The 21,536-nt window shown below is 71.4% G+C and carries 21 protein-coding genes; 19 read left to right on the top strand and 2 right to left on the bottom strand.

Annotation, left to right across the window (positions count from 1 at the left end; translation table 11 throughout):
• Positions 1-294 precede the first annotated feature (294 nt).
• The 16 genes from pgsA to ACIO92_RS22855 all read left to right on the top strand — a co-directional run bounded on the left by pgsA (position 295) and on the right by ACIO92_RS22855 (position 16,208).
• A complete protein-coding gene (pgsA, locus tag ACIO92_RS22930; protein WP_366442458.1) occupies positions 295-957 on the top strand; it encodes a phosphatidylinositol phosphate synthase in 663 nt (220 codons plus the stop codon).
• Entirely contained in the window at positions 954-1,898 is a 945-nt protein-coding gene (locus ACIO92_RS22925) for a phosphatidylinositol mannoside acyltransferase (protein WP_366442459.1), read from the top strand. The genes pgsA and ACIO92_RS22925 overlap by 4 nt, the downstream gene beginning before the upstream one ends.
• Positions 1,895-3,049, top strand: a complete 1,155-nt coding sequence (locus ACIO92_RS22920) for a glycosyltransferase family 4 protein (protein WP_366442460.1) — start codon at positions 1,895-1,897, stop codon at positions 3,047-3,049. The genes ACIO92_RS22925 and ACIO92_RS22920 overlap by 4 nt, the downstream gene beginning before the upstream one ends.
• 245 nt (positions 3,050-3,294) lie before the next feature.
• Positions 3,295-3,930 (top strand): MBL fold metallo-hydrolase, encoded by a 636-nt coding sequence (locus ACIO92_RS22915; RefSeq protein ID WP_402282401.1) that lies wholly within the window; start codon positions 3,295-3,297, stop codon positions 3,928-3,930.
• Positions 3,931-3,941: 11 nt separating this feature from the next.
• Complete coding sequence (locus ACIO92_RS22910) at positions 3,942-4,484, top strand: hypothetical protein (protein ID WP_351787486.1); 543 nt, start codon at positions 3,942-3,944, stop codon at positions 4,482-4,484.
• Positions 4,485-4,599: 115 nt separating this feature from the next.
• Complete coding sequence (pdxS, locus tag ACIO92_RS22905) at positions 4,600-5,514, top strand: pyridoxal 5'-phosphate synthase lyase subunit PdxS (protein WP_351787489.1); 915 nt, start codon at positions 4,600-4,602, stop codon at positions 5,512-5,514.
• Between the two features lie 6 nt (positions 5,515-5,520).
• Complete coding sequence (gene pdxT, locus ACIO92_RS22900; protein WP_366442462.1) at positions 5,521-6,108, top strand: pyridoxal 5'-phosphate synthase glutaminase subunit PdxT; 588 nt, start codon at positions 5,521-5,523, stop codon at positions 6,106-6,108.
• A gap of 62 nt (positions 6,109-6,170) precedes the next feature.
• Positions 6,171-6,923 (top strand): YebC/PmpR family DNA-binding transcriptional regulator, encoded by a 753-nt coding sequence (locus ACIO92_RS22895; protein ID WP_402282399.1) that lies wholly within the window; start codon positions 6,171-6,173, stop codon positions 6,921-6,923.
• A 111-nt stretch (positions 6,924-7,034) separates the two neighbouring features.
• The gene (ruvC, locus tag ACIO92_RS22890; RefSeq protein ID WP_366442464.1) at positions 7,035-7,598 is read left to right on the top strand and encodes a crossover junction endodeoxyribonuclease RuvC; all 564 of its coding nucleotides are present in this window, start codon (positions 7,035-7,037) and stop codon (positions 7,596-7,598) included.
• Positions 7,595-8,227: a Holliday junction branch migration protein RuvA gene (gene ruvA, locus ACIO92_RS22885; RefSeq protein ID WP_366442465.1), complete on the top strand. Its 633-nt coding sequence runs from the start codon at positions 7,595-7,597 to the stop codon at positions 8,225-8,227. Before ruvC ends, ruvA begins: the two co-directional genes overlap by 4 nt.
• 44 nt (positions 8,228-8,271) lie before the next feature.
• Positions 8,272-9,360, top strand: a complete 1,089-nt coding sequence (ruvB, locus tag ACIO92_RS22880; protein ID WP_402059976.1) for a Holliday junction branch migration DNA helicase RuvB — start codon at positions 8,272-8,274, stop codon at positions 9,358-9,360.
• Between the two features lie 164 nt (positions 9,361-9,524).
• Positions 9,525-10,001 (top strand): preprotein translocase subunit YajC, encoded by a 477-nt coding sequence (yajC, locus tag ACIO92_RS22875; RefSeq protein WP_366442467.1) that lies wholly within the window; start codon positions 9,525-9,527, stop codon positions 9,999-10,001.
• 147 nt (positions 10,002-10,148) lie between these two features.
• Complete coding sequence (gene secD, locus ACIO92_RS22870; protein ID WP_366442468.1) at positions 10,149-11,897, top strand: protein translocase subunit SecD; 1,749 nt, start codon at positions 10,149-10,151, stop codon at positions 11,895-11,897.
• 1 nt (position 11,898) lies between these two features.
• The gene (gene secF / locus ACIO92_RS22865) at positions 11,899-12,969 is read left to right on the top strand and encodes a protein translocase subunit SecF (RefSeq protein WP_366442469.1); all 1,071 of its coding nucleotides are present in this window, start codon (positions 11,899-11,901) and stop codon (positions 12,967-12,969) included.
• Positions 12,966-13,517, top strand: a complete 552-nt coding sequence (locus tag ACIO92_RS22860) for an adenine phosphoribosyltransferase (protein ID WP_402282395.1) — start codon at positions 12,966-12,968, stop codon at positions 13,515-13,517. The genes secF and ACIO92_RS22860 overlap by 4 nt, the downstream gene beginning before the upstream one ends.
• A gap of 213 nt (positions 13,518-13,730) precedes the next feature.
• Entirely contained in the window at positions 13,731-16,208 is a 2,478-nt protein-coding gene (locus ACIO92_RS22855) for a bifunctional (p)ppGpp synthetase/guanosine-3',5'-bis(diphosphate) 3'-pyrophosphohydrolase (RefSeq protein WP_366442471.1), read from the top strand.
• 149 nt (positions 16,209-16,357) lie between these two features.
• Here ACIO92_RS22855 and ACIO92_RS22850 read toward each other — a convergent pair whose 3' ends face one another.
• Both ACIO92_RS22850 and ACIO92_RS22845 read right to left on the bottom strand, forming a co-directional pair.
• Positions 16,358-17,587, bottom strand: a complete 1,230-nt coding sequence (locus tag ACIO92_RS22850; RefSeq protein ID WP_366442472.1) for a DUF349 domain-containing protein — start codon at positions 17,585-17,587, stop codon at positions 16,358-16,360.
• A 199-nt stretch (positions 17,588-17,786) separates the two neighbouring features.
• On the bottom strand, positions 17,787-18,587 hold the full coding sequence (locus tag ACIO92_RS22845) for a peptidylprolyl isomerase (protein ID WP_366442473.1): 801 nt from the start codon (positions 18,585-18,587) through the stop codon (positions 17,787-17,789).
• A gap of 161 nt (positions 18,588-18,748) precedes the next feature.
• Between ACIO92_RS22845 and ACIO92_RS22840 the strand changes: the two genes are divergently transcribed.
• The 3 genes from ACIO92_RS22840 to ACIO92_RS22830 all read left to right on the top strand — a co-directional run bounded on the left by ACIO92_RS22840 (position 18,749) and on the right by ACIO92_RS22830 (position 21,528).
• A complete protein-coding gene (locus ACIO92_RS22840) occupies positions 18,749-19,465 on the top strand; it encodes an MBL fold metallo-hydrolase (protein WP_366442474.1) in 717 nt (238 codons plus the stop codon).
• A gap of 8 nt (positions 19,466-19,473) precedes the next feature.
• Positions 19,474-20,736, top strand: a complete 1,263-nt coding sequence (gene hisS / locus ACIO92_RS22835; protein WP_366442475.1) for a histidine--tRNA ligase — start codon at positions 19,474-19,476, stop codon at positions 20,734-20,736.
• Between the two features lie 165 nt (positions 20,737-20,901).
• On the top strand, positions 20,902-21,528 hold the full coding sequence (locus ACIO92_RS22830) for a vitamin K epoxide reductase family protein (protein ID WP_366442476.1): 627 nt from the start codon (positions 20,902-20,904) through the stop codon (positions 21,526-21,528).
• Positions 21,529-21,536 lie beyond the last annotated feature (8 nt).

Genomic DNA, 21,536 nt, shown 5'->3' with positions numbered 1-21,536 from the left:
GTCCGGTACGAGCGGTCCACCGCGTGCGCCTCGCCGTCCCTCGGAGCCCGGACGCCGACCGACGGGATCCGGGGGAGACCGTCGCGCGGCCTGGGCCCGTACGCCCTTCTCCACCCCCGTACGGGCGCGTCCGCCCGTCGTAAGGCCGTCCCCGTCCGTCGTACGCCGCAGGGCCCTCAGGGGGACGCCGACGCGGCCGGGCGGGTGCCCTCCGGTGAGCCGGGGCGCGCGTGGCTACGATGGGTGAGCCGGTGGTCATAGGGGCCGCGCGGCCCACCGAACCTCGGGAAGGCCATGCTGAACAAGTACGCGCGTGCATTTTTCACGCGTGTCCTCACACCGTTCGCCGCGTTTCTGCTCCGCCGGGGCGTCAGCCCCGACGCGGTCACGCTCATCGGCACCGCGGGGGTGATGGCCGGCGCGCTGGTCTTCTTCCCCCGCGGGGAATTCTTCTGGGGAACCATCGTCATCACCCTCTTCGTCTTCTCCGACCTCGTCGACGGCAACATGGCCCGACAGGCCGGCATCTCCAGCCGCTGGGGGGCCTTCCTCGACTCCACGCTCGACCGGGTCGCCGACGGCGCCATCTTCGGCGGCTTCGCCCTCTGGTACGCGGGCAAGGGCGACGACAACATGCTGTGCGCCGTGGCGATCTTCTGCCTGGCGAGCGGACAGGTCGTCTCGTACACCAAGGCCCGAGGCGAATCGATTGGCCTGCCCGTCGCCGTCAACGGCCTGATCGAGCGCGCCGAGCGGCTGGTGATCTCCCTGGTCGCCGCCGGTCTGGCGGGTCTCCACGCGTTCGGGGTGCCCGGCGTCGAGGTCCTCCTCCCGATCGCCCTGTGGATCGTCGCCGTCGGCAGCGCCGTGACCCTGGGGCAGCGGGTCGTGACCGTCCGCAGGGAATCGGCCGAGGCGGACGCCGCCACGGCCCAGGGAGGCGGGGCGACCACATGAGCACTCTGAAGGACCGGCTCAGCGACGGCCTGTACGGCGCGGGCTGGGCCGTCGTCAAGAAACTGCCCGAGCCGGTGGCCGTGGGACTCGGCCGCCGGATCGCGGACCTCACCTGGAAGCGGCGCGGCAAGAGCGTGCTGCGCCTGGAGGCCAACCTCGCGCGCGTGGTGCCCGACGCCTCGCCCGAACAACTCGCCGAGCTGTCCAAGGCGGGTATGCGCTCGTACATGCGGTACTGGATGGAATCCTTCCGGCTGCCGACCTGGAGCAAGGAACGCGTCGGGCGCGACGCCGACATCCAGGACAGCCACCACCTGCGGGAGGGACTCGCCGCCGGGCGCGGTGTCGTCCTCGCCCTGCCCCACCTGGCCAACTGGGACCTCGCCGGGGTGTGGGTGACCCGCTCCCTCGGCGTGCCGTTCACCACGGTCGCCGAGCGGCTCAAGCCGGAGAGCCTCTACGACCGCTTCGTCGCCTACCGCGAGTCCCTCGGCATGGAGGTCCTCCCGCACACCGGGGGCTCCGCCTTCGGCACGCTGGCCCGGCGGCTGCGGGCGGGCGGTCTGGTCTGCCTGGTCGCCGACCGCGACCTGTCCGCCTCCGGCACCGAGGTCAGCTTCTTCGGCGACACCGCGCGGATGCCCGCCGGACCCGCGATCCTCGCCCAGCAGACCGGTGCGCTGCTGCTCCCCGTGACCCTCTGGTACGACGGCCCGGACATGCTGAGGGGCCGTATCCACCCGCCCGTCGACGTCCCCGAGTCAGGTACCCGGGCCGAGAAGACGTCCGTCATGACACAGGCGCTGGCCGACGTCTTCGCCCAGGGCATCGCGGACCACCCGGAGGACTGGCACATGTTGCAGCGACTGTGGCTCTCGGACCTGGAGGAACGCCCGGAACCGGCCGCCGGTGCCGGGCGGGACGGGGAGCGCGGCGCGTGAAGATCGGGATCGTCTGCCCGTACTCCTGGGACGTGCCCGGCGGCGTCCAGTTCCACATCCGCGACCTCGCCGAGCACCTGATCCGGCTCGGCCACCAGGTCTCCGTCCTCGCGCCCGCCGACGAGGAGACGCCGCTGCCGCCGTACGTGGTCTCGGCGGGCCGCGCCGTGCCCGTGCCGTACAACGGCTCCGTGGCCCGGCTCAACTTCGGCTTCCTCTCGGCCGCCCGGGTGCGCCGCTGGCTGCACGACGGCACCTTCGACGTGGTCCACATCCACGAGCCGACCTCGCCCTCGCTGGGCCTGCTCACCTGCTGGGCGGCGCGGGGGCCGATCGTGGCGACCTTCCACACGTCGAACCCGCGCTCCCGGGCCATGATCGCGGCCTATCCGATCCTCCAGCCCGCACTGGAGAAGATCAGCGCCCGGATCGCGGTGAGCGAGTACGCGCGCCGCACGCTCGTCGAGCACCTCGGCGGCGACGCCGTCGTCATCCCCAACGGGGTCGACGTCGAGTTCTTCGCCCGCGCCGAGCCGAAGAAGGAGTGGCAGGGCGAGACCCTCGGCTTCATCGGCCGGATCGACGAACCGCGCAAGGGCCTGCCCGTCCTCATGCGCGCCCTGCCCCGGATCCTCACCGAACGGCCCGGTGCGCGGCTCCTCGTCGCCGGGCGGGGCGACGAGGAGGAGGCGGTGGCCTCGCTGCCCCGCGAGATGCGTTCCCGGGTGGAGTTCCTCGGCATGGTCAGCGACGAGGACAAGGCGCGGCTGCTGCGCAGCGTGGACGTGTACGTGGCGCCCAACACGGGCGGGGAGAGCTTCGGCATCATCCTCGTCGAGGCGCTCTCGGCGGGCGCCCCGGTGCTCGCCTCCGACCTCGACGCCTTCGCCCAGGTCCTCGACCAGGGCGCGGCGGGCGAACTGTTCGCCAACGAGGACGCGGACGCGCTCGCGGAGGCGGCGGTCCGGCTCCTGGACGACGCGGAACGGCGCGCGGAACTGAGCGCCCGGGGCTCGGCCCACGTCCGCCGCTTCGACTGGTCCACGGTCGGCGCGGACATCCTCGCGGTCTACGAGACGGTCACGGACGGCGCGGCGGCGGTCGACACGGACGAACGCGCGGGCGGCCTCCGGGCGAGGCTGGGGCTGTAGGACGGGCCTGTGAGGCGGGCTTGTATGCGGGGTGCGGGTGCGGGTGCGGGTGCGGATGTGGGTGCGGGCCGGACCTCGGGCCGTACCCGTACCCGTACCCGTACGTCATGGTCACTTCCCGGCTCCCGGCTCCCGTCCCCGGCTTCCCGTCCCCGGCTTCCCGCTCCCGCGCGTTCCGCTCCCGGCGGAAGGCCCGTCATGGCCGGGCCGGTCATGACCGGCCCGCTCCTGGGCACGCTCTTCGTATGATCTCCGTCCAGCGGCTCGACCTCGGCCGCTTCACCCGGCCCGCCGAGGAATGGGGTGGCCCCCACGCGCGCGTGGAGCCCGCCCTCGGCTATCTCGTCCGGCACTCCGGCGGCACCCTCCTCTTCGACACGGGCATGGGCCGGGGCTGCCCGGAGACCGACGCCCACTACCGGACGGTCCGCCGCCCGCTGACCGTCCCGCCCTCCGCCGTCTCCCTGCTCGTCAACTGCCATCTGCACTTCGACCACATCGGCGGCAACCAGCGCTTCCCCGGGACCCCGGCCCTCGTCCAGCGCGCCGAACTCGCCGCCGCCCGTACCGAGGGGTACACCCTCGCCTCCCTCCTGCCCGGCGTCCGGTGGACGGAGATCGACGGCGAGCACGAGATCGCGCCCGGGGTACGGATCGTGCCGACACCCGGGCACACCGAGGGACACCAGTCGCTCGTCCTCGACCACGGCGACCGCCTGACGGTCCTCGCGGGACAGGCGTACGACACGGCGGGGGAGTTCGGCACCCCCCACCGCCCCTGGCTCGGGCGGCTCGCGGAGCTGGCGGCCGACCGCCCGGTCCGTGTCCTGTTCGCCCATGACCACGCCCTTTGGGAAGGTGCGTCGCTCCTGCCCGGGTAGCCTGTGCGCCCGTGACCCAAACCCTGATCTGGACCGTCGTCGCGCTGATCCTCATCGGCGTCTACCTCAGCTGGACCGCCGGACGGCTCGACCGGCTGCACACGCGCATCGACGCCGCCCGCGCGGCCCTGGACGCCCAGCTGCTGCGCCGCGCCTCGGTCACCCAGGAGCTCGCCACCTCCGGCGTCCTCGACCCGGCCGCCTCGATCGTGCTCTACGAGGCGGCGCACGCCGCCCGGCAGGCCGAGGAGGAGCAGCGGGAGGTGGCCGAGAGCGAGCTGAGCCAGGCCCTGCGGGTGGTGTTCGGCGAGCCCGAGCAGGTCGAGCTGGTGCGGGAGGCCCCGGGCGGCGAGGAGGCCGCGGGAGAGCTGGCGGCGGCCGTCCGCCGGGTGCCGATGGCCCGCCGCTTCCACAACGACGCCGTACGGGCCGCCCGCGCGCTGCGCCGCCACCGCAAGGTCCGCTGGTTCCGGCTCGCCGGACACGCGTCCTTCCCGCTCGCCTTCGAAATGGACGACGAACCGCCGGTCGCCCTTGCTGATCGTCCGGCCTGACGTCCCCGGCCTGGGAAAATGATCCACCGGGTCCACATTGGCCCTTGAAGTGGACCCCTCGCGGACGGTTTCCTCGACCTAGTCGTCAACCCCTGTTGTCACGAGTGAGGTATCCGTGTCCACCACGCCTTCCCCCTCCCCCCAGTCTCCCGAGACCGGCACCGCCCGAGTGAAGCGCGGCATGGCCGAGCAGCTCAAGGGCGGCGTGATCATGGACGTGGTCAACGCCGAGCAGGCGAAGATCGCCGAGGACGCCGGGGCCGTGGCCGTCATGGCGCTGGAGCGGGTCCCCGCGGACATCCGCAAGGACGGCGGCGTGGCCCGCATGTCCGACCCGAACATGATCGAGGAGATCATCGCCGCGGTCTCCATCCCGGTGATGGCCAAGTCCCGCATCGGCCACTTCGTCGAGGCCCAGGTCCTCCAGTCCCTCGGCGTCGACTACATCGACGAGTCCGAGGTCCTCACCCCGGCCGACGAGGTCAACCACTCCGACAAGTGGGCCTTCACGACCCCCTTCGTCTGTGGCGCCACCAACCTGGGCGAGGCCCTGCGCCGCATCGCCGAGGGCGCGGCCATGATCCGCTCCAAGGGCGAGGCCGGTACCGGCAACGTCGTCGAGGCCGTCCGTCACCTGCGCCAGATCAAGAACGAGATCGCCAGGCTCCGCGGCTACGACAACAACGAGCTGTTCGCCGCCGCCAAGGAGCTGCGCGCCCCGTACGAGCTGGTCAAGGAGGTCGCCGAGCTCGGCAAGCTGCCGGTCGTGCTGTTCTCCGCCGGTGGCGTCGCCACCCCCGCCGACGCGGCCCTGATGCGTCAGCTCGGCGCCGAGGGCGTCTTCGTCGGCTCCGGCATCTTCAAGTCCGGCGACCCGGCCAAGCGCGCCGCCGCCATCGTGAAGGCCACCACCTTCTACGACGACCCGAAGATCATCGCGGACGCCTCCCGCAACCTGGGCGAGGCCATGGTCGGCATCAACTGCGACACCCTGCCCGAGTCCGAGCGCTACGCCAACCGCGGCTGGTAGTCCTCGATGACCACTCCTGTGATCGGGGTCCTGGCACTCCAGGGCGACGTACGGGAGCACCTGATCGCCCTGGCAGCGGCGGACGCCGTGGCCAGGCCGGTGCGGCGCCCCGAAGAGCTCGCCGAGGTCGACGGCCTCGTCATCCCCGGTGGTGAGTCCACCACCATCTCCAAGCTGGCCGCGCTCTTCGGCATGACGGAACCGCTGCGCGAGCGCATCGCCGCGGGCCTGCCGGTCTACGGCACCTGCGCCGGACTCATCATGCTCGCCGACAAGATCCTCGACCCCCGCTCGGACCAGGAGACCTTCGGCGGCATCGACATGATCGTCCGCCGCAACGCCTTCGGGCGTCAGAACGAGTCCTTCGAGGCGGGCGTCACCGTCACCGGCATCGAGGGCCCCGTCGAGGGCGTCTTCATCCGGGCCCCCTGGGTGGAGTCCGTCGGCGCCGACGTCGAGGTCCTCGCCGAGCACGGCGGCCACATCGTCGCCGTACGGCAGGGCCGGGTGCTCGCCACCTCGTTCCACCCCGAGCTGACCGGGGACCACCGCATCCACGCCCTGTTCGTCGACATGGTGCGCGCGGCACGGTGATCCGGTCCCGGTAGGATCTCTGGGGTTCGTTCAGAAATGGGTTACGCGAAGGAGACAGGCAGATGTCCGGCCACTCTAAATGGGCTACGACGAAGCACAAGAAGGCCGTGATCGATGCCAAGCGCGGCAAGCTCTTCGCGAAGCTGATCAAGAACATCGAGGTCGCGGCCCGTACCGGCGGTGCCGACCCCGAGGGCAACCCGACGCTCTTCGACGCCATCCAGAAGGCGAAGAAGAGTTCGGTCCCCAACAAGAACATCGACTCCGCCGTCAAGCGCGGCGGCGGCCTCGAGGCCGGTGGCGTCGACTACGCCACGATCATGTACGAGGGCTACGGCCCGAACGGCGTCGCGGTGCTCATCGAGTGCCTCACCGACAACCGCAACCGCGCCGCCTCCGACGTGCGCGTGGCCATGACCCGCAACGGCGGCTCCATGGCCGACCCGGGCTCCGTCTCGTACCTGTTCAACCGCAAGGGCGTCGTCGTGCTCCCCAAGGGCGAACTGAGCGAGGACGACGTCCTCGGCGCGGTCCTCGAAGCGGGTGCCGAGGAGGTCAACGACCTCGGCGAGAGCTTCGAGGTCGTCAGCGAGGCCACCGACCTGGTCGCGGTCCGCACCGCGCTCCAGGAGGCCGGCATCGACTACGACTCGGCCGAGTCCAGCTTCGTCCCGACCATGCAGGTCGAGCTCGACGAAGAGGGCGCGCGCAAGATGTTCAAGCTGATCGACGCGCTGGAGGACAGCGACGACGTGCAGAACGTCTTCGCCAACTTCGACATCAGCGACGAGGTCATGGCCAAGGTCGACGTCTGATCACGCCGTTCCGCAGCGGGCCGACGGGGGGACACACCCCCGTCGGCCCGCTGCGTTGTCGGTGGCAGCCGATAGCCTGCACAAACAGATGAGCGAAGAAAGGGGGGCGACGTGCGCGTCCTCGGGGTGGACCCCGGGCTGACCCGGTGCGGCGTCGGCGTCGTCGAGGGCGTCGCCGGACGCCCCCTGACCATGCTCGGCGTGGGAGTGGTCCGCACGCCCGCCGGTGACGACATCGGCCCCCGGCTCGTCGCCGTCGAGCGTGGCATAGAGGAGTGGCTCGACCGCTTCTCGCCCGAACTCGTCGCCGTGGAGCGGGTGTTCAGCCAGCACAACGTGCGTACGGTGATGGGCACGGCCCAGGCGAGCGCCGTCGCCATGCTCTGCGCCTCGCGTCGGGGCATCCCCGTCGCCCTGCACACCCCCAGCGAGGTCAAGGCCGCCGTCACCGGCAGCGGACGCGCCGACAAGGACCAGGTCGGAGCCATGGTGACCCGGCTGCTCAGGCTCTCCGCACCCCCGAAGCCCGCCGACGCCGCCGACGCCCTCGCCCTCGCCATCTGCCACATCTGGCGCGCCCCCGCCCAGAACCGCCTCCAGCAGGCCGTCGCCCGCAGCCGCCTCCAGCAGACGGCCGCACCACAGCCCTCCGCCGTGAAAGGCCGAACCCGATGATCGCCTTCGTCAGCGGCCAGGTCGCCGCCCTCGCCCACACCACCGCCGTGATCCAGGTCGGCGGTGTGGGGATGGCCGTGCAGTGCACCCCGGCCACCCTCGCCCGACTGCGGATCGGCGAGGAAGCCCGGCTCGCCACCACCCTCGTCGTCCGTGAGGACTCCCTCACCCTGTACGGCTTCGCCGACGACGACGAGCGGCAGGTCTTCGAACTGCTCCAGACCGCCAGCGGCGTCGGCCCCCGCCTCGCACAGGCCATGCTCGGAGCGCACAGCCCCGACACCCTGCGCCTCGCCGTCTCCACCGGCGACGAGAAGACCCTCACCGCCGTCCCCGGCATCGGCAAGCGGGGCGCCCAGAAACTCCTCCTCGAACTGAAGGACAAGCTCGGCGCCCCCCTCGGCAGCAGCGGCCTGGTCGGCGCCCAGCGCGCGGCCGCCACCGGACCCGCGCCCTGGACCGAGCAGCTCTCCGCCGCCCTCATCGGCCTGGGCTACGCGAGCCGAGAGGCCGACGAGGCCGTGAGCGCCGTCACGCCGCAGGCCGAGGCCGCCCTCGCCGAGACCGGCACCGCCCCCGTGCCGCAGCTGCTGCGCGCCGCCCTGCAGACCCTCAACCGGACCCGCTGAGCCACCCCGGCCCACCGGGCCGTACGAACGAGAAGGCATCCACCGTGAACTGGGACGACGACACCGCCGCCGAGACCCCCGAGGACGGGGCGCGGCTCGTCGGATCCGCCGCCGAGGGCGACGACCAGGCCGTCGAGGCGGCCCTGCGCCCCAAGGACCTCAGCGAGTTCGTCGGCCAGGAGAAGGTCCGCCAGCAGCTCGACCTGGTCCTCAGGGCCGCCCGCCAGCGCGGTGCCACCGCCGACCACGTCCTGCTCTCCGGCGCCCCCGGCCTCGGCAAGACCACCCTCTCTATGATCATCGCCGCCGAGATGGGCGCCCCGATCCGCATCACCTCCGGCCCCGCCATCCAGCACGCCGGGGACCTCGCCGCGATCCTCTCCTCCCTCCAGGAGGGCGAGATCCTCTTCCTCGACGAGATCCACCGCATGTCCCGGCCCGCCGAGGAGATGCTCTACATGGCGATGGAGGACTTCCGGGTCGACGTCATCGTCGGCAAGGGTCCCGGAGCCACCGCCATCCCGCTGGAACTGCCGCCGTTCACCCTGGTCGGCGCCACCACCCGGGCCGGACTCCTGCCGCCCCCGCTGCGCGACCGCTTCGGCTTCACCGGCCACATGGAGTTCTACGACCCCCAGGAGCTCCGGCGGGTCGTCCACCGCTCCGCGGGCCTCCTCGACGTCGAGATCGACCCCGCGGGCGCCGCCGAGATCGCCGGCCGCTCCCGGGGCACCCCCCGCATCGCCAACCGCCTCCTGCGCCGGGTCCGCGACTACGCACAGGTCAAGGCGGACGGCGTCATCACCCGGGAGATCTCCGAGGCCGCCCTGCGCGTCTACGAGGTCGACGCACGCGGCCTCGACCGGCTCGACCGGGCCGTCCTGGAGGCCCTGCTCAAGCTCTTCGGCGGCGGCCCCGTCGGCCTCTCGACCCTCGCCGTCGCCGTGGGGGAGGAGCGCGAGACCGTCGAGGAGGTCGCCGAACCCTTCCTCGTACGGGAGGGTCTGCTGGCCCGCACGCCCCGTGGCCGGGTCGCCACTCCGGCGGCCTGGGCCCACCTCGGGCTCGTTCCGCCGCAGGCAGCGGGCCCGGCGGTGCCAGGAAGCGGACAACCGGGGCTCTTCGGGGCGTGACGGTGCGGACACTCGCCCGTACAGGAACCGGGGTGCGATGCTGGACGTTGTTCCATCGATGCGGACTCGCCTAGACTCCGCCGATGCCGCCCTTTCCGGTCGGCGCGCCCACCCCCGAAGATCAGGCCGCGGTTCTCCGCGACCATGCGAAGGAAACCCGTCCCGTGAACATCGTGACCCTCCTCCCCTTCATCGTCCTCATCGGGGCCATGTTCCTGATGACCCGCTCCGCCAAGAAGAAGCAGCAGGCGGCGGCGAAGATGCGTGACGACATGCAGCCCGGTACCGGCGTGCGGACGATCGGGGGGATGTACGCCACGGTCAAGGAGATCGGCGACGAGACCGTCCTCCTGGAGGTCGCCCCCGGCGTGCACGCGGTCTACGCCAAGAACTCGATCGGCGCGGTCCTCGACGACTCCGAGTACAACCGGATCGTCCACGGTGACGAGGAGGAGGACGAGGCGTCGGACACCGACACGGTCGTCCCGGACGACGCCTCCTCGCTGACCGAGACCGCCGACGCCACGGAGACCGAGGACGCGGCGCCGAAGGCCGACCTGACGAAGAAGGCGGACGCGGCCGAGGCCGTGACCGAGGGGCAGAAGGACGGCAAGACCGACGGCGAGACCGACGCGAAGTAGTCGCGGCCGGGGACACCGCGCACGCCCACCGGGCGCGCGCGGTGTCCCCGGAACGGTTCCACGTCTGCGGGGGATGGTCCCCACACATACTTCGTGGCCGTCCCGCGCACACCCGGCGCGGGACGGTTGGACAGGGAGATACGACAGGTGGCAGCACCGAAGAAGGGCCGAAGGCCGGCGGGGGGACAGAGCCGGCCGGGCCGCGCCCTGGCACTCATCCTGATCGCCATGGTCGCGCTCACCGGCGGAATGTTCTGGTCGGGGCACACCACCCCGCGCCTGGGCATCGACCTCGCCGGTGGTACGTCGATCACGCTCAAGGCCAAGGCCGAGCCGGGCCAGGAGTCGGCGGTCAACGAGACCAACATGAAGACCGCGGTCGACATCATCGAGCGCCGTGTCAACGGTCTGGGTGTCTCCGAGGCAGAGGTCCAGACCCAGGGCCGCGAGAACATCATCGTCAACATCCCTCGCGGGACGAACGAGAAGCAGGCCCGCGAGCAGGTCGGTACCACCGCCCAGCTCTACTTCCGGCCCGTTCTCGCGGTGACGAACGGCGGCCCCGCGCCCGCGCCGACCGCCGACTCCACCGGCTCCCCCTCGGCCAAGCCGACGCCGACCGCCTCCGGCGCGACCGCCGACGGGAAGACGCCGACGTCCGGCGCCACCCAGGGCCGTGCGCTCACCGAGGCCCTCAAGGCCCCGAGCCCCACCGCCACGGCCACCGCCTCCGCGACGCCGAAGGCCACGGGCACCCCCACGGAGGCCCCGAAGCCCGACGCGGCCACCGCGGCGCTCGAGAAGAAGTTCACCCAGCTGAACTGCCTCGACCCCAAGCAGCGGACCACCGTGGGCCAGGGCGTCAAGCCCACCGAGCCCACCGTCGCCTGCGGTGAGGACGGCCCCGGCGCCTGGTCGAAGTACATCCTCGGCCCGGCCGAGGTCGAGGGCCGCGACGTCGACGACGCCAAGGGCGTCTTCGACCAGCAGCGCGGCATGTGGATCGTCACCATGGACTTCACGGGCTCCGGCTCGAAGAAGTTCCAGTCGATCACCAGCAAGCTGTCGGCCCAGACCGACCCGCAGAACCGCTTCGCGATCGTCCTCGACGGCGAGGTCGTCTCGGCCCCGTCGGTGCGCCAGACCCTCAGCGCCAGCGCCGAGATCTCCGGCAGCTTCAACCAGCAGTCCGCCCAGGACCTCGGCAACATCCTGTCCTACGGTGCCCTGCCGCTGTCCTTCCAGACCCAGAGCGTCGACACCGTCACCGCCGCGCTCGGCGGCGACCAGCTGGAGGCCGGTCTGATCGCCGGTGCCATCGGCCTCGGTCTCGTCATCATCTACCTGGTCGCCTACTACCGCGGCCTGTCGCTGATCGCCATCCTCAGCCTCGGCGTCTCCGCGCTGCTCACCTACGTGATCATGTCCCTGCTCGGCCCGGCCATCGGCTTCGCGCTGAACCTGCCGGCCGTCTGCGGCGCCATCGTCGCCATCGGCATCACCGCGGACTCGTTCATCGTGTACTTCGAGCGCATCCGCGACGAACTCCGCGAGGGCCGTACGCTCCGCCCGGCCGTCGAGCGCGCCTGGCCGCGCGCCCGCCGCACCATCCTGGTCTCCGACTTCGTGTCGTTCCTGGCCGCGGCCGTGCTCTTCGTCGTGACCGTCGGCAAGGTCCAGGGCTTCGCGTTCACGCTCGGCCTGACCACCCTGCTCGACGTCGTCGTCGTGTTCTTCTTCACCAAGCCGGTCATGACGCTCCTCGCGCGGACCAAGTTCTTCGGCAACGGCCACGCCTGGTCCGGCCTCGACCCGGAGCGCCTGGGCGCCCAGCCGCCGCTGCGCCGTACCCGCCGTGCCACCGCCTCTGGCCCTGTCGACCCGAAGGAGGCGTGAGATGTCGAAGCTCGGAGATCTCGGTGCCCGGCTCCACCGCGGTGAAATCGGTTACGACTTCATCGGCAACCGCAAGATCTGGTACGGCCTGTCCATCCTGATCACGATCACCGCCATCGCGGCCCTGGCCGTCCGCGGCGTCAACATGGGCATCGAGTTCCAGGGCGGCGCGGTCTTCACCACCCCGAAGTCGAACGTCAGCGTCAGCCAGGCCCAGGAGTACGCGGAAGAGGCATCCGGCCACGACGCGATCGTCCAGCAGCTCGGCAACGGCTCCCTGCGCATCCAGGTCGGCGGCCTCGACACCGCGCAGTCCGACCAGGTCCGCACGGAGCTGGCCAAGGACCTGGCCGTCCCCGAGGACAAGATCGCCGCCGAGCTGGTCGGTCCCAGCTGGGGCGAGCAGATCGCCAACAAGGCCTGGACCGGCCTGGCGGTCTTCATGGTCCTCGTGGTGATCTACCTGGCCATCGCCTTCGAGTGGAGAATGGCGGTCGCGGCGCTCATCGCCCTGATCCACGACCTCACGATCACGGTCGGCATCTACTCGCTGGTCGGATTCGAGGTCACCGTCGGTACGGTCATCGGTCTGCTGACGATCCTCGGATATTCGCTGTACGACACCGTGGTCGTCTTCGACTCGCTCAAGGAGTCGACGAAGGACGTCACCAAGCAGACCCGCTTCACCTACAGCGAGCTGGCCAACCGCTCGATCAACGGCACCCTGGTCCGTTCGATCAACACCACCGTCGTCGCGCTGCTGCCGGTCGCGGGCCTGCTCTTCATCGGTGGCGGTGTCCTCGGCGCGGGTATGCTCAACGACATCTCGCTGTCGCTGTTCGTCGGCCTCGCCGCCGGTGCGTACTCGTCGATCTTCATCGCCACCCCGCTGGTCGCCGACCTCAAGGAGCGCGACCCGGCGATCAAGGCGATGAAGAAGCGCGTCCTCGCCAAGCGGGCCGCCGCCTCCGCCAAGGGCGAGTCCCTCGACGACGGCGACGAGCTGTCCGAGGCCGCCGTGGTCGGCTCGCAGTCCGGCCGCCGGGGCCACGCCCAGGAGCGCCGAGGATGACCACCGAGGCCCCGGACGTCACCGGGCTCCTGCTCAGCCGCATCCGTGACGTCCCCGACTACCCGAAGCCGGGCGTGCTGTTCAAGGACATCACCCCGCTGCTCGCGGACCCGGAGGCGTTCACCGCCCTCACCGACGCCCTCGCCGCCCTGTGCTCCGCGCACGGCGCGACGAAGATCGTCGGTCTGGAGGCGCGCGGCTTCATCCTGGCCGCCCCGGTGGCCGTCCGCGCGGGCCTGGGCTTCATCCCGGTCCGCAAGGCCGGAAAGCTCCCCGGGGCGACGCTCCGCCAGGCGTACGAGCTGGAGTACGGCACCGCCGAGATCGAGGTGCACGCCGAGGACCTGGCCGCGGGCGACCGCGTGATGGTCATCGACGACGTCCTCGCCACCGGCGGGACGGCCGAGGCCTCGCTGGAGCTCATCCGGCGCGCCGGTGCCGAGGTCGCGGGCGTCGCGGTCCTCATGGAGCTCGGCTTCCTGCCCGGCCGCGCCCGGCTGGAGCCCGCCCTGAAGGGGGCGCCGCTCACCGCGCTGATCACCGTCTGACGTCGGGCCCAGGCCCGTACGGGGCGCTCCGGGGAATCCCCGGGGCGCCCCCGTCGTTTTCCGGAGTGCGCCGGTCCGCGCCACTCCGGGAGCGGAGGCACCGCGCGACCGGGCACGTCCACGCCCCGGGCGCGTGAGCGGTGCGCCCCCCGGCTCGATACCATGGGATCTCCGGGCCTGACCGGGGGACCCGGAACCGCACGAGGAGCGCTCTTGCCAGACGAGGCCCAGTCACTCTCCGCCGCGCAGCCCGACCCGAAGGCCGACCAGGCAGCGCAGGGGACGGGCACGCCCCAGAACAAGCCGGCGGAGACCGGGCCCACGCCTGCCGCACCGGCCCCCGGGACCCCGGCGCCCGCGCCCGTACGGCCCGCTCCGGCCGCGCCCGGCCGCTCCGGCGGCTCGTCCAACCGCGTCCGCGCCCGCCTCGCCCGGCTGGGCGTCCAGCGCTCCTCCCCGTACAACCCGGTCCTCGAACCGCTGCTCCGGATCGTCCGGTCCAACGACCCGAAGATCGAGACGGCCACGCTCCGCCAGGTCGAGCGGGCCTACCAGGTCGCCGAGCGCTGGCACCGGGGCCAGAAGCGCAAGAGCGGCGACCCGTACATCACGCATCCGCTCGCCGTCACCACCATCCTCGCCGAGCTGGGGATGGACCCGGCGACCCTGATGGCGGGACTCCTGCACGACACCGTCGAGGACACCGAGTACGGCCTCGACACCCTCCGCCGCGACTTCGGCGACCAGGTCGCCCTGCTCGTGGACGGCGTCACCAAGCTCGACAAGGTCAAGTTCGGCGAGGCGGCGCAGGCCGAGACCGTCCGCAAGATGGTCGTCGCCATGGCCAAGGACCCGCGCGTCCTGGTCATCAAGCTCGCCGACCGCCTGCACAACATGCGCACCATGCGCTACCTCAAGCGGGAGAAGCAGGAGAAGAAGGCCCGCGAGACCCTGGAGATCTACGCCCCGCTGGCGCACCGGCTGGGCATGAACACCATCAAGTGGGAGCTGGAGGACCTCGCCTTCGCGATCCTCTACCCCAAGATGTACGACGAGATCGTCCGGCTCGTCGCCGAGCGCGCCCCCAAGCGGGACGAGTACCTCGCCATAGTGACCGACGAGGTCCAGGCCGACCTCCGCGCCGCCCGCATCAAGGCCACCGTCACCGGCCGCCCCAAGCACTACTACAGCGTCTACCAGAAGATGATCGTCCGCGGCCGTGATTTCGCGGAGATCTACGACCTGGTCGGCATCCGCGTCCTCGTGGACACCGTCCGCGACTGCTACGCGGCGCTCGGCACCGTCCACGCGCGATGGAACCCGGTCCCCGGCCGGTTCAAGGACTACATCGCGATGCCGAAGTTCAACATGTACCAGTCGCTGCACACGACGGTCATCGGACCCAACGGCAAGCCCGTCGAGCTCCAGATCCGCACCTTCGACATGCACCGGCGCGCCGAGTACGGCATCGCCGCGCACTGGAAGTACAAGCAGGAGGCCGTCGCGGGCGCCTCCAAGGTCCGCGCCGACGTGCCGAAGAAGACCGGCAAGGACGACCACCTCAACGACATGGCGTGGCTCCGCCAGCTCCTCGACTGGCAGAAGGAGACCGAGGACCCCAGCGAGTTCCTGGAGTCGCTGCGCTTCGACCTCTCGCGCAACGAGGTCTTCGTCTTCACCCCCAAGGGCGATGTCATCGCCCTGCCCGCCGGAGCCACCCCCGTCGACTTCTCGTACGCGGTCCACACCGAGGTCGGCCACCGCACCATAGGGGCGCGGGTCAACGGACGCCTGGTGCCGCTCGAATCCACCCTCGACAACGGCGACCTGGTCGAGGTCTTCACCTCCAAGGCGGCGGGCGCCGGTCCGTCCCGCGACTGGCTGGGCTTCGTCAAGTCCCCGCGCGCCCGCAACAAGATCCGTGGCTGGTTCTCCAAGGAGCGCCGCGACGAGGCCATCGAGCAGGGCAAGGACGCCATCGCGCGGGCCATGCGCAAGCAGAACCTGCCGATCCAGCGGATCCTGACCGGAGACTCCCTCGTCACCCTCGCGCACGAGCTGCGCTACAGCGACATCTCCTCGCTGTACGCGGCGATCGGCGAGGGCCATGTCACCGCCCAGTCCATCGTGCAGAAGCTCGTCCAGGCCCTCGGCGGCGAGGAGGCCGCCACCGAGGACATCGACGAGACCGCGCCGCCCGTCCGGGGCCGCTCCAAGCGCCGCGCCAACTCCGACCCCGGAGTCGTCGTCAAGGGCGTCGAGGACGTCTGGGTCAAGCTGGCCCGCTGCTGCACCCCCGTGCCCGGCGACCCGATCATCGGCTTCGTCACCCGGGGCAGCGGCGTGTCGGTGCACCGCAGCGACTGCGTCAACGTGGAGTCGCTCTCACGGGAGCCCGAGCGCATCCTGGAAGTCGAGTGGGCCCCCACCCAGTCGTCCGTCTTCCTGGTCGCCATCCAGGTCGAGGCGCTGGACCGGTCCCGGCTGCTGTCGGACGTCACCCGGGTCCTCTCGGACCAGCACGTCAACATCCTCTCGGCGGCCGTCCAGACCTCCCGCGACCGGGTGGCCACCTCGCGCTTCACCTTCGAGATGGGCGACCCGAAGCACCTGGGGCACGTCCTGAAGGCGGTCCGGGGCGTCGAGGGCGTCTACGACGTGTACCGCGTCACCTCGGCCCGCAGGCCGTAGCCGGTCCCCCCCGGGCCGCTCCACGAGCCGAGCACGGTCCGGCAGACCCGCCGGAAGACCCGCCCGGCGGCCCCGCCGCCCACGGCACACCACGAGGAAGGCCCCCCGGCAGCACGCCGGGGGGCCTTCCTCGTACGGGGTCACCGGCCTCAGCCGCCGAACTCCACCAGGCCCTTCAGCGCCTGGTCGAGCAGGGCCTGGCGGCCCTCCAGCTCACGGGAGAGCTTGTCGGCCTTCGCGTCGTTGCCCGCGGCACGGGCCGCGTCGATCTGCTTGCGCAGCTTCTCCACCGCGTCCTGGAGCTGACCGGTCAGACCCGCGGCACGCGCGCGCGCCTCCGGGTTCGTCCGGCGCCACTCGCCCTCCTCGGCCTCCTGGATCGCCCGCTCCACCGTGTGCATCCGGCCCTCGACCTTGGGACGGGCGTCCCGCGGTACGTGCCCGATGGCCTCCCAGCGCTCGTTGAGGGAGCGGAAGGCCGCACGGGCCGCCTTCAGGTCCGTCACCGGCACCAGCTTCTCGGCCTCGGCGGCGAGGTCCTCCTTCAGCTTGAGGTTCTCGGTCTGCTCCGAGTCCCGCTCGGCGAAGACCTCCCCGCGCGCCGCGAAGAACACGTCCTGGGCACCGCGGAAACGGTTCCACAGATCGTCCTCGTGCTCGCGCTGCGCCCGGCCCGCCGCCTTCCAGTCCGTCATCAGGTCGCGGTAGCGCGCCGCCGTGCCGGCCCAGTCGGTCGAACGGGACAGCGACTCCGCCTCGGTGACCAGACGCTCCTTGACCTTGCGGGCGTCCTCGCGCTGCGAGTCCAGCGCGGCGAAGTGGGCCTTGCGCCGCTTCGAGAACGCCGAGCGGGCGTGCGAGAAGCGGTGCCACAGCTCGTCGTCGGACTTCCGGTCGAGCCGGGGAAGGCCCTTCCAGATGTCCACCAGGGCCCGCAGGCGCTCGCCCGCCGAGCGCCACTGCTCGCTCTCGGCCAGCTCCTCGGCCTCGACGACCAGCTTCTCCTTGGCGATGCGGGCCTCGTCGGTCTGCTTGGCCTTCTGGACCTTGCGCTCCTCGCGGCGCGAGTCGACCGTCCCGACGAGCTTGTCCAGCCGGGTGGCGAGCGCGGCCAGGTCACCGACGGCGTGGTGCTCGTCGACCTGCTGCCGGATGTGCTCGATCGCCGTCGTGGCGTCCTTCGCCGAGAGGTCGGTGGTCCTCACCCGCTTCTCGAGGAGGCCGATCTCGACCACCAGGCCCTCGTACTTGCGCTCGAAGTAGGCCAGAGCCTCCTCAGGGGTGCCGGCCTGCCACGAACCGACGACCTTCTCGCCCTCGGCCGTCCGCACGTACACGGTGCCCGTCTCGTCGACGCGGCCCCACGGGTCGCTGCTCACAGCGCCTCCTCACCATGATGCCGTCGTGGGGTGGTACCCCCCGGGCATCGTCCACAGTTTCCCGGCGGGCCTCGCCCGCCTTCCGCAGCGCGGCCTACGGCCCAACGCTGCACAACGCCAATCTAGGCGAACCGCGCCCCGGCTGTCCGCACTCAGCGCGACCGAGATTCGCCGGTCCCGCGCGGGTGCGGACCCCGGCTCACTTCTTCGTCACGGACGCCTTCGCGACGGTGACGGCCTTCTTCGGGGCGCCGTCCGCGGCGCCGCCCTCGACCCCGGCCGCCGCCACCTTCTGCACGACCTTGAGCCCGGCGGCGTCGATCTTGCCGAACGGGGTGTACGTCGGGGGCAGCTTGGTGTCCTTGTAGACCAGGAAGAACTGCGAGCCGCCGGTGCCCGGCTGCCCGGTGTTGGCCATGGCCACCGTACCGGCGGGGAAGGTCACCGAGCCGTCCGCGCCCGCCTTGCCCAGCGCGGTCAGGTTCTCGTCCGGGATGTTGTAGCCGGGGCCGCCGGTGCCGTCGCCCTTGGGGTCGCCGCACTGGAGCACGAAGATGCCCTGCGTGGTGAGCCGGTGGCACTTGGTCCCGTCGAAGTACTTCTTGTCGGCGAGGTACTTGAACGAGTTCACCGTGCGCGGGGTCTTCGCCGCGTCCATGGTGAAGGTGACGGCACCCTCGTTCGTGTCGAGCGCCATGGCGTACGTGGCCTTGGCGTCGACCGCCATCTCCGGCTCCGGAGCCGCGGGCTCGCTCGCCGAGGGCCCCGGGGTCGAGGGCGTGCCCTCCGGAGCCGCCCCGGCGTCCGAGCCCTTCTTGTCGTCGTCCGTCAGCGCCACGGACGCGTACACCGCGCCGCCCGCCGCGAGGACCACCGCGAGGGCCGCCGCGATCACGGCGTTGCGGCGCTTCGCCTTGCGCTGGTGTTCCTCGCGCCGCTGCTGCTGCCGCGCGTACTTCTCCCTGGCAAGCTGCCGCCGCCGCTGATCGCTGGTGACCACCGGATCCGCTCCCTCGCTCGTCTGTTCTTGTCCTGGCCGGATGTGCCCGTACCGTATACGGGTTGGCTGTGGAACCGGCACCGCCGGTAGGCTCTGATCTGCTGGATCCCGCGATTTCCGGGATCTCCGAGCCCACCGCCGGACGACAACTAAGGACGAACGTGCTGATTGCCGGGTTCCCGGCCGGGGCCTGGGGGACCAACTGCTACCTGGTCGCCCCCGCCGCGGGCGAGGAGTGCGTCATCATCGACCCGGGCCACCAGGCCGCCCAGGGAGTCGAGGAGACGCTGAAGAAGCATCGCCTCAAGCCCGTCGCCGTCGTCCTCACCCACGGACACATCGACCACGTCGCCTCCGTCGTCCCCGTCTGCGGCGCGCACGACGTCCCCGCGTGGATCCACCCGTCCGACCGCTACATGATGAGCGACCCGGAGAAGGCCCTCGGCCGCTCCATCGGGATGCCCCTCATGGGCGAGCTGACCGTGGGAGAGCCCGACGACGTGCGGGAGCTCACCGACGGTGCCGCGCTGAACCTCGCCGGTCTGGAGTTCTCCGTCGCCCACGCGCCCGGCCATACCAAGGGGTCGGTGGCCTTCAGGATGCCGGAGACCACGGAGATCCCCTCCGTGTTCTTCTCCGGGGACCTGCTGTTCGCCGGCTCCGTCGGACGCACCGACCTGCCCGGCGGTGACATGGACGAGATGCTCGCTTCGCTGGCCCGCGTGTGCCTGCCGCTCGACGACTCGACCGTGGTGCTGTCGGGACACGGTCCCCAGACGACCATCGGCCAGGAGCGCGCCACCAACCCCTATCTGCGGGACGTGGCCGCGAGCCGCCAAGGGAGCAGCGGTACGAAGGCTCCCCGACGAGGAATGTGACGACCTACGTGAGCACCTTCAAGGCCCCCAAGGGCACCTACGACCTGATCCCGCCGCACTCGGCGACGTACCTCGCGGTCCGCGAGGCCATCTCGGCGCCGCTGCGCAGGTCCGGCTACGGCTATGTCGAGACCCCCGGCTTCGAGGACGTGAACCTCTTCGCCCGCGGTGTCGGCGAGTCCACGGACATCGTGAGCAAGGAGATGTACGCCTTCGAGACCAAGGGCGGCGACCGGCTCGCCCTGCGCCCCGAGGGCACCGCGTCCGTGCTCCGCGCCGCCCTGGAGGCCAACCTCCACAAGCAGGGCAACCTGCCCGTCAAGCTCTGGTACTCCGGCTCGTACTACCGCTACGAGCGCCCGCAGAAGGGCCGCTACCGCCACTTCTCCCAGGTCGGCGCCGAGGCGATCGGAGCCGAGGACCCGGCGCTCGACGCCGAGCTGATCATCCTGGCCGACGAGGCCTACCGCTCCCTCGGCCTGCGCGACTTCCGCATCCTGCTGAACTCGCTCGGCGACAAGGAGTGCCGCCCCGTCTACCGGGAGATCCTCCAGAGCTTCCTGCGCGGCCTCGACCTCGACGAGGAGACCCTGCGCCGCGCCGAGATCAACCCGCTGCGCGTCCTCGACGACAAGCGCGAGGCCGTGCGGAAGCAGCTCGCCGACGCCCCGCTCCTCCGCGACCACCTGTGCGAGGCCTGCACCGCCTACCACGAGGAGGTGCGCGCCCTGATCACCGCGGCGGGCGTGGTCTTCGAGGACGACCCCAAGCTGGTGCGCGGCCTGGACTACTACACCCGGACCACCTTCGAGTTCGTCCACGACGGCCTCGGCTCGCAGTCCGCGGTCGGCGGCGGCGGACGCTACGACGGCCTCTCCGAGATGATCGGCGGCCCCGCGCTGCCGTCCGTGGGCTGGGCGCTCGGCGTCGACCGCACGGTCCTCGCCCTGGAGGCCGAAGGCGTCGAGCTCGACCTGCCGTCCGCCACCAGCGTCTTCGCCGTGGCCATCGGCGAGGAGGCGCGCCGGGTCCTCTTCGGCAAGGTCACCGAGCTGCGCCGGGAGGGCGTCGCCGCGGACTTCTCCTTCGGCGGCAAGGGCCTCAAGGGCGCCATGAAGGACGCCAACCGCTCGGGCGCCCGCCTCGCCGTCGTCGCCGGTGAGCGCGACCTCGCCGAGGGCGTCGTCCAGCTCAAGGACATGGAGTCCGGCGAGCAGCGGGCCGTCGCCGTGGCGGACCTCCTCGACGCGGTCCGGGCCCAGCTGGCCTGACGCGGCACGAACGGCAGGAGGGGCCGGGCCACGCGCACGCGTGGCCCGGCCCCTCCCGTTCGCCCTCACGCCCCCCTCGCTTATCCCCCGCGAACGGTGGGGGCCGGGCCCCGTACGGCAGAATGACCCTGCCCAGCAGGCCCGCGACCGAGGGAACAAGACGACATGACGAAGGCAGCGGTGGACGAGGCCGCGTCCGGCCGGAACGACGCCGACACGATCGGGGCGGGCAAGGCCCTCGCGTGGCTCCTCGTGATCACCGGAGCGGCCGGCGTGCTCGCCGCCTGGGTCATCACCATCGACAAGTTCAAGCTCCTGGAGGACCCCTCCTTCACCCCGGGCTGCAGCCTGAACCCGATCGTCTCCTGCGGCAACATCATGAAGAGCGAGCAGGCCTCGGTCTTCGGCTTCCCCAACCCCCTGCTCGGCCTCGTCACGTACGCCATGGTCGTCGCCATCGGGGTGGGCCTCCTGGCCGGGGCCCGCTACCGCCGCTGGTACTGGCTCGGCCTCAACGCGGGCACGCTCTTCGGCGTCGGCTTCTGCACCTGGCTGATGTACCAGTCGCTGTACGAGATCAACTCCCTCTGCCTGTGGTGCTGCCTGGCCTGGGTCGCCACCATCGTCATGTTCTGGTACGTGACCTCGCACAACGTGCGACGGGGCACGATCCCCGCCCCCGCCGGCCTGCGGACCTTCTTCGACGAGTTCACCTGGGTCCTGCCCGTCCTGCACATCGGGATCATCGGGATGCTGATCCTGACCCGCTGGTGGGACTTCTGGACCAGCTGACGGCCACC

It is taken from the genome of Streptomyces sp. NPDC087215 (assembly GCF_044744885.1).
GTDB lineage: Bacteria > Actinomycetota > Actinomycetes > Streptomycetales > Streptomycetaceae > Streptomyces.
Note: the sequence above shows the minus strand (reverse complement) of the source record. Positions and strands in the feature narration are given on the sequence as shown.

Coding starts and splice junctions, on each gene's coding strand:
- ACIO92_RS22830 (WP_366442476.1), top strand. CDS start 20,902: ATGACGAAGGCAGCGGTGGACGAGGCCGCGTCCGGCCGGAACGACGCC.
- ACIO92_RS22915 (WP_402282401.1), top strand. CDS start 3,295: ATGATCTCCGTCCAGCGGCTCGACCTCGGCCGCTTCACCCGGCCCGCC.
- ACIO92_RS22895 (WP_402282399.1), top strand. CDS start 6,171: ATGTCCGGCCACTCTAAATGGGCTACGACGAAGCACAAGAAGGCCGTG.
- ACIO92_RS22925 (WP_366442459.1), top strand. CDS start 954: ATGAGCACTCTGAAGGACCGGCTCAGCGACGGCCTGTACGGCGCGGGC.
- ACIO92_RS22860 (WP_402282395.1), top strand. CDS start 12,966: ATGACCACCGAGGCCCCGGACGTCACCGGGCTCCTGCTCAGCCGCATC.
- ruvA (WP_366442465.1), top strand. CDS start 7,595: ATGATCGCCTTCGTCAGCGGCCAGGTCGCCGCCCTCGCCCACACCACC.
- pdxT (WP_366442462.1), top strand. CDS start 5,521: ATGACCACTCCTGTGATCGGGGTCCTGGCACTCCAGGGCGACGTACGG.
- pgsA (WP_366442458.1), top strand. CDS start 295: ATGCTGAACAAGTACGCGCGTGCATTTTTCACGCGTGTCCTCACACCG.
- secF (WP_366442469.1), top strand. CDS start 11,899: ATGTCGAAGCTCGGAGATCTCGGTGCCCGGCTCCACCGCGGTGAAATC.